Origin of the sequence: Pseudomonas sp. R62 (assembly GCF_000257605.1) — a bacterium.
GTDB lineage: Bacteria > Pseudomonadota > Gammaproteobacteria > Pseudomonadales > Pseudomonadaceae > Aquipseudomonas > Aquipseudomonas atacamensis.
The window spans coordinates 3,080,057-3,087,257 of the sequence record NZ_JH635998.1 but is presented as its reverse complement, the minus strand read 5'-3'; the positions used below and the strand labels follow the sequence as shown (position 1 = coordinate 3,087,257).

General features: G+C 60.5%; 8 protein-coding genes. 4 read left to right on the top strand and 4 right to left on the bottom strand.

The window, feature by feature from the left end:
- From OQK_RS14970 to OQK_RS14960, 3 genes are all read left to right on the top strand, one after another.
- A partial coding sequence (locus tag OQK_RS14970; RefSeq protein ID WP_038860972.1) for a cation:dicarboxylate symporter family transporter occupies window positions 1-270 on the top strand: 270 nt, incomplete at its 5' end.
- Window positions 271-319: 49 nt separating this feature from the next.
- Window positions 320-1,024, top strand: a complete 705-nt coding sequence (locus OQK_RS14965) for a FadR/GntR family transcriptional regulator (protein ID WP_016773102.1) — start codon at window positions 320-322, stop codon at window positions 1,022-1,024.
- Between the two features lie 18 nt (window positions 1,025-1,042).
- On the top strand, window positions 1,043-1,747 hold the full coding sequence (locus tag OQK_RS14960; RefSeq protein ID WP_016773101.1) for a GntR family transcriptional regulator: 705 nt from the start codon (window positions 1,043-1,045) through the stop codon (window positions 1,745-1,747).
- Window positions 1,748-1,863: 116 nt separating this feature from the next.
- On the opposite strand, the gene yjiA is transcribed toward OQK_RS14960, so the two are convergent.
- From yjiA to OQK_RS14945, 3 genes are all read right to left on the bottom strand, one after another.
- Window positions 1,864-2,835 (bottom strand): GTPase, encoded by a 972-nt coding sequence (gene yjiA / locus OQK_RS14955; RefSeq protein ID WP_016773100.1) that lies wholly within the window; start codon window positions 2,833-2,835, stop codon window positions 1,864-1,866.
- 152 nt (window positions 2,836-2,987) lie between these two features.
- Window positions 2,988-3,185, bottom strand: coding sequence for a YbdD/YjiX family protein (locus OQK_RS14950; RefSeq protein ID WP_003228401.1), 198 nt, complete (start codon window positions 3,183-3,185; stop codon window positions 2,988-2,990).
- 15 nt (window positions 3,186-3,200) lie between these two features.
- The gene (locus OQK_RS14945) at window positions 3,201-5,267 is read right to left on the bottom strand and encodes a carbon starvation CstA family protein (RefSeq protein WP_016773099.1); all 2,067 of its coding nucleotides are present in this window, start codon (window positions 5,265-5,267) and stop codon (window positions 3,201-3,203) included.
- Between the two features lie 159 nt (window positions 5,268-5,426).
- On the opposite strand from OQK_RS14945, the gene OQK_RS14940 reads away from it, so the two are divergent.
- The gene (locus OQK_RS14940) at window positions 5,427-5,795 is read left to right on the top strand and encodes a PilZ domain-containing protein (protein ID WP_016773098.1); all 369 of its coding nucleotides are present in this window, start codon (window positions 5,427-5,429) and stop codon (window positions 5,793-5,795) included.
- A gap of 201 nt (window positions 5,796-5,996) precedes the next feature.
- Here OQK_RS14940 and radA read toward each other — a convergent pair.
- Window positions 5,997-7,201 (bottom strand): DNA repair protein RadA (radA, locus tag OQK_RS14935; protein WP_038861221.1); only part of this gene is annotated, 1,205 nt, incomplete at its 5' end.

The window sequence follows — 7,201 nt, the reverse complement described above, 5'->3', positions numbered from 1 at the left end:
GGTTCGGCGCTGGTGATTCTCGCCGCGACGCTGACGGCGATCCCGGCGATTCCCGTAGTCGGTCTGGTGCTGGTGTTGGCGGTGGACTGGTTCATGGGCATCGGCCGCGCGCTGACCAATCTGATCGGCAACTGCGTCGCCACCGTGGCCATCGCCCGCTGGGAAAAGGACATCGATGTACAGCGCGCGAACAAGGTGCTCAACGGTGAGCAGGGCTATAACTTTCAACCGCGAAAAACCGTCGCTCAGGCGGCGGCCAAAGAATTCTGAATGAGTGCAGTGCCTGCCAATATGCAGGCACGGCGCAGGGAGCCAATACGTGATTACAACTTCAACCGTCGTCAATTCAGTGGTGGAAAAACTCCGCGCCGCGTTGGCCCGTGGCCAATGGCGCTCCGGCGACATGCTGCCGGGCCAGCGCGAACTGGCCGAACAGCTGGGCATCAGCCGGCCCAGCCTGCGCGAAGCGGTGATCGTCCTCGAAACCCTCGGCCTGGTGCGCTCGATGCCGGGCAAAGGCGTAGTCGTGCTCGACGCACAACTCAGCGACAGCCAGAGCCACGACAGCGCAGTCGCCGGCGCCAGTCTCGAAGACGTGCTGCAACTGCGCTACACCCTTGAGCCGTTCATCGTCGGGCTGGTCGCGCAATCGATCAGCAGCAAGGAAGTCGGCCAATTGCGCCTGACCCTGATGGACATGCGCGAAGCCCTCGAGGCCGGTGACAGTGAGGCCGGAGTCAGTGCCTACATCGCTTTCCACGAAGAACTGTTCACGCTGACCTCGAACCCGATTTTCCAGAGCGTGGTACAGCAGACCAGCAACGCCCTCAAGCAAAGCGCCGAGGTATTGCGCAATTCCCCGGAACATCTGGCCGAACGCCTGGAAGAAAACGAAGCGGTAGTCCGCGCGATCCGCAGCAAGAACAGCGCTCAGGCCAGCGCCGAAATGCGTCGGCACATTCTGCGCGAAGGCCAGCGCATGGGCGTTGAGCTGAATATTCCGGACGACAACTTGCCCACCTGATTTGCCAGGAGAACGGCCATGAACAGTTTTGCTTCAGCCTCGCATGCGCATTCGACCGCCCTGCCCGTCTCTCGCCTGGGCACGCCGACGGAGGATCTGTATCCGCGACTGTTCGATGCGATCCTCGAACAGCGTATCGATGAAGACAGCCGGTTCACCGAGGACAGTCTGCAAGCGATGTTCGGCGCCGGCCGCGCCGATGTACGACGGGTGCTGACGCAGTTGTCCCACGAGCAGATCGTGGTATTGCGCGCCAATCATCGACCACGAGTGGCCACGCCTGATCGGGAGCTGATCCGGCAGACCTTGCATGCGCGACGGCTGGCTGAGCACACCTTGGTGCGGTTGGCCTGTCAGCGTCCGCAGCCAGACGATCTGAAATGCTTGCGCACGTTGATAGAGCGCGAGAAGCGCGCCATCGAGCAGGCTCGGCGCGGGGCGGCGATTCGGTTGTCGGGGGAGTTTCATCTGCAATTGGCACGGATGGCGGGAAATCTGCCGCTGGCGCATTTTCTGCGCAGTCTGGTGCCGCTGACGTCGCTGGCAATTGGGCGGAGTCATTTTTCGACGCAAAGCTGTTGCGCATGGCAGGAGCATTTGGCGTTGGTTGAGGTTGTGGAGCGAGGTGATGTTTCCAAAGCCGGCATGTTGATGGATCGGCATCTGGATCATCTTGAGCAGACACTGCTGGGTTCAGACCTTGAGCATTGTGCTGTCGGTTAGACGGCCTTCGCGAGCAAGCTCGCTCCCACAGTTGACCGCATTTCTCTGGACGGAATACGGTCTCCTGTGGGAGCGAGCTTGCTCGCGAAGACGCCATCACTGACAACCAAGATCCATCAGGCAGAAGCAACCCTGGCAAACCCCGCCCGAATTTTCTCTTCCGGCAAATCATCGGCAATAAACACGATCACACTCTCGCGCGTCTCGCCCTCGGCCCATTCGGTGTCCCAGTCGAAACCATAGAGTTTCAGCACACCCTGAAACACCAACCGCCGATCTTCGCCGGCAATGTTCAGCACGCCTTTGTAGCGCAGCAACTGCTTGCCGTGCTCTTCCAGCAACTCGTTCATGAATTCGCTGAGCTGATCGATATCCAGCGCCTGATCGGTGCGCAGCACCAGGCTGGAGATGCGATCGATCGACGGCGCCTTGCTGACCGGACGCAGGCTCAAACCACCGCCCAGATCAGCATTGAGGTTGAAGCCGCGCACATCCAGCAGTTCGGCCAGATCGATGTTGCCATGCTCGACCACACGGATCGGCGCGCGGCGGTTGATTCGCGTAAGGCGCTCGCTCAGCGCAGTGAACGTCGGTTCATCGACCAGATCGGTCTTGCTCACCAGCAAGCGATCGGCGAAACCGATCTGCGCCTGGGCAATGGTCTGGGTCAGGTGCACGTCGGCGTGAGCGGCGTCGACCAGGGTGATGATGCCGTCGAGCAGATAACGCTCGCGCAGCTCTTCATCGATGAAAAAGGTCTGTGCCACCGGCGCCGGATCGGCCAGCCCCGTGCACTCGATCACCAGACGATCGAAGGCGATCTCGCCGCTGTCCAGGCGCTCGAGCAGCAAATACAGCGCCTTGGTCAAGTCGGTGTGAATGGTGCAGCAGACGCAGCCGTTGGCCAGGGTCATGACTTGCACCGGCTCGTCACCCAGCAACTGAGTGTCGATGCCGGCGTCGCTGAATTCGTTTTCGATCACGGCGATTTTCAGGCCGTGCTCGGCTTTCAATAAATGACGCAGCAAGGTGGTCTTGCCGGCGCCGAGGAAACCGCTGAGAACCGTTACCGGAATGGGAGAAGACAAAACCCGATCTCCTGAAAAGAACACAAAAACAAATGTGGGAGCGAGCCTGCTCGCGAAAGCGGTGTGTCAGTCAAATCATTCATCAACTGACACTCCGTATTCGCGCGCAGGCTCGCTCCCACAGGGGATTACCTCAACCTGATGCTGTCAGTTCAACAACACTTCGGCCCACCCTTGCCACCGTAACGGGCTTCCTGACGTTCGCGAAAGAACATCTCGTAGCTCATCACCGGTTTGTCCGGGTGTTTGGTTTGCATATGCTCGACGTAGGTGTCGTAGTCGGGCATGCCGACCATCAGGCGCGCGGCCTGACCGAGGTATTTACCGAGGCGACTCAGGTCATTGAACATGCTGCAATCCTCTGGTTACGCATCCGGCAGGGCCTGGAATGGCGATTCTTTATCCGTACGCTCTTTTTTGCCCCAGGCGGCGATGCCGACCTTGAGCGCATAGAACAGAATGCTGAACACCACGAACAGGAACAGCGCGGTGAGTGTGGCGTTGGTGTAGGCGTTGAAGATCACGTGCTGCATCTGCTCGACGCTTTTCGCCGGCGCCAGCACCTGACCGTTGGCCAGCGCATCGCTGTACTTCTTGGCCAGGGACAGGAAGCCGATCGCCGGGTTGGCGTCGAACAGCTTGATGAAGCCAGCAGTGGTGGTGCAGATCAACAGCCAGGTGGCCGGCAACAGGGTGACCCAGATGTAGCGCTGGCGCTTCATCTTGATCAGGACCACGGTGCCGAGCATCAGCGCAATACCGGCGAGCATCTGGTTGGAGATGCCGAACAATGGCCACAAGGTGTTGATGCCGCCCAGTGGATCGATCACGCCCTGATACAGCAACCAGCCCCACATCGCCACACAACCGGCGGTGGCGATCAGGTTGGCGCCCCACGATTCGGTGCGTTTCAGCGCCGGTACGAAGGAGCCGAGCAGGTCCTGCAGCATGAAGCGTCCGGCACGGGTGCCGGCGTCCACAGCGGTGAGGATGAACAGCGCTTCGAACAGGATCGCGAAGTGGTACCAGAACGCCATAGTGTTTTCACCCGGCAGGACACTGTGCAGGATCTGCGCAATACCGACCGCCAGAGTCGGCGCGCCACCGGCGCGAGCCAGAATGGTGGTTTCGCCGATGTCATGGGCAACCGCTTGCAGCGCTTCCGGCGTAATCGCAAAGCCCCAGCTGGTGACAACCTGCGCCACCGAAGCGACGTCACTGCCGACGACTGCGGCCGGGCTGTTCATGGCGAAGTACACGCCCGGCTCGATCACCGAAGCGGCAACCATGGCCATGATCGCTACGAACGATTCCATCAGCATGCCGCCGTAACCGATGTAGCGGGCGTTGGTTTCGTTATCCAAAAGCTTCGGCGTCGTGCCCGACGAGATCAGTGCGTGGAAACCCGATACCGCGCCGCAGGCGATGGTGATGAACAGGAACGGGAACAGACCACCCTTCCATACCGGCCCGGTGCCGTCGACGAACTGGGTCAGCGCCGGCATTTTCAGCTCGGGCATGGTGATCAGGATGCCGATCGCCAGGGCGACGATGGTGCCGATCTTGAGGAAGGTCGACAGATAGTCGCGTGGCGCGAGGATCAGCCAGACCGGCAGCGATGCAGCGACGAAACCATAGCCGACCAGCATCCAGGTAATCTGCACACCGGTGAAGGTAAAGGCTTTGGCCCATACCGGATCGGCAGCGATCTGCCCGCCCAGCCAGATCGAGCCGAGCAGCAGCAACACACCGACCACGGAGATTTCGCCGATGCGGCCCGGGCGGATGTAGCGCATGTAGATGCCCATGAACATCGCGATCGGGATGGTCGCCATCACGGTGAAGATGCCCCACGGGCTCTCGGCGAGGGCCTTGACCACGATCAGCGCCAGCACCGCGAGGATGATGATCATGATCAGGAAGCAGCCGAACAGTGCAATGGTTCCGGGAATCCGGCCCATTTCTTCACGCACCATATCGCCCAGGGAACGGCCGTTGCGTCGGGTCGACATGAACAGGACCATGAAGTCCTGCACCGCGCCCGCCAGCACCACACCGGCTATCAGCCAGAGTGTGCCGGGCAGATACCCCATCTGCGCCGCCAGCACCGGACCGACCAGTGGCCCCGCGCCAGCGATGGCCGCGAAGTGGTGACCGAAAAGAATGTGTTTGTTGGTCGGCACATAGTCCAGACCATCGTTGTTGAGCACGGCGGGGGTGGCCCGACGCGGATCCAGTTGCATCACGTTGTTGGCGATGAACAGACTGTAGTAACGGTACGCAACCAGATAAATGGCCACGGCAGCGACCACAATCCACAAGGCGTTGATCGCCTCGCCGCGGCGCAATGCCACTACGCCCAGGGCGCACGCTCCTACGATTGCCAGCACGAGCCAGGGTAAGTGGCGCAGCAGGCTATTATTATTTTTCATTTTATTATTCCAGCCAGGGTGGACAAGAAAGACAGCCACCCCGAGTTTAGCGCTTACGGCGCCAAAGGCCATACCCCGACATAGGTCTAGACGCTTGAGCGATTGGCTGGCGCCCGCATTCGCGGTCTATAGTCAGCGAACCTTCATGAGGATTGCGCCATGAGCGAGCACCCCGCCAATCGACGTCGTTTCAAACGTATTGCGTTCGATGCCCGAACCGAGCTGAAACAGGGCGAGTACATCTGGCCGGTCAAGTTGATCGACCTGTCGCTCAAGGGCCTGCTGATCGAGCGACCGGAGCCGTGGCTCGGGGATAAAGACCAGGACTTCTTCGTCGACATTCATCTGAGCGAAGACGTCGATATCAAAATGGACGTGCATCTGGCCCATGAGGAAAACGGCCACTTGGGGTTCATCTGCCGGCACATCAGCCTGGAATCGATCCAGCGCCTGCGCCGCTTCATCGAACTGAATCTGGCGGATGAGGCCGAGCTGGAGCGCGAACTGGGTGCCCTGATCGAAATCTAGGCCCCCCAATCCCAATTTGGAATGCCCTGTGGTGAGGGGATCTATAGGGTGAGGGGATTTATGGGGTGAGAGGATTTATGTGGCGAGGGGATTGATGTGGCGAGGGGATTTATCCCCGTTGGGCTGCGCAGCAGACCCGTTTTTTCAGGGCCGCTACGCGCCACAACGGGGATAAATCCCCTCACCACAGAGGTTCGGCGTTCACTCAAACAGTGCGTCAAGTGCTTGTTCAAGGCGGCTCACGGCGATGATCTGCAAGCCGGGAGGCGATTCCTTCGGAGCATTACCCTTCGGCACGATCGCGCGTTTGAAGCCGTGCTTGGCCGCTTCTTTCAGCCGCTCCTGCCCGCTAGGCACCGGGCGCACCTCGCCAGACAGGCCGACTTCGCCGAACACCAGCAGATCATGGGGCAGCGGCCGGTTGCGCAAACTCGACATCACCGCCGCCATCAACGCCAGATCCGACGCCGTCTCCAGCACCTTCACGCCGCCTACCACGTTGAGGAACACGTCCTGATCGTGGGTCGGGATCCCACCATGACGGTGCAACACCGCGAGCAACATCGCCAATCGGTTCTGATCCAGACCCAACGTCACCCGACGCGGGTTGGCCAGATGGCTGTCATCGACCAGCGCCTGCACTTCCACCAACATCGGCCGGGTGCCTTCCCACGTCGCCATGACCACACTGCCCGGGACTTCTTCCTGAGCACGGGTAAGAAAAATCGCCGATGGGTTGGAGACTTCTTTCAGGCCCTTGTCGGTCATGCCGAACACGCCCAACTCGTTGACCGCGCCGAAACGGTTTTTCACCGCCCGCAGCAGACGCAGACGACCATCGGATTCACCTTCGAAATACAGCACCGTGTCGACCATGTGTTCCAGAACACGCGGACCGGCCAGCGCACCTTCTTTAGTGACGTGGCCGACGAGGAAGATCGCCGTGCCGCTCTGTTTGGCGTAACGCACCAGCAACGCCGCGCTCTCGCGCACCTGGGATACGCCGCCCGGCGCCGATTGCAGTTGTTCGGTGAAGATGGTCTGGATCGAGTCGATCACCATCACCTTGGGCTTTTCCTGGCGGGCGGTGGCGATGATGGTTTCGATGCAGGTTTCGGTCATCACCCGCAGTTGATCCTGCGGCAGGCCGAGACGGCGTGCACGCATGGCCACTTGCTGCTGGGATTCCTCACCAGTGACGTACAGCGCCGGCATGCTTTTGGCCAGATTGCACAGGGTCTGGAGCAGGATTGTCGACTTGCCGATCCCCGGATCACCGCCGATCAGCACCACCGAGCCATCGACCAGCCCGCCGCCGAGCACGCGGTCGAGCTCACCGGACGCGGTGGAAAAACGTGGAATCTCTTCGATGCTGACTTCGGCGAGCGTCTTGATCTGTGCCTGCT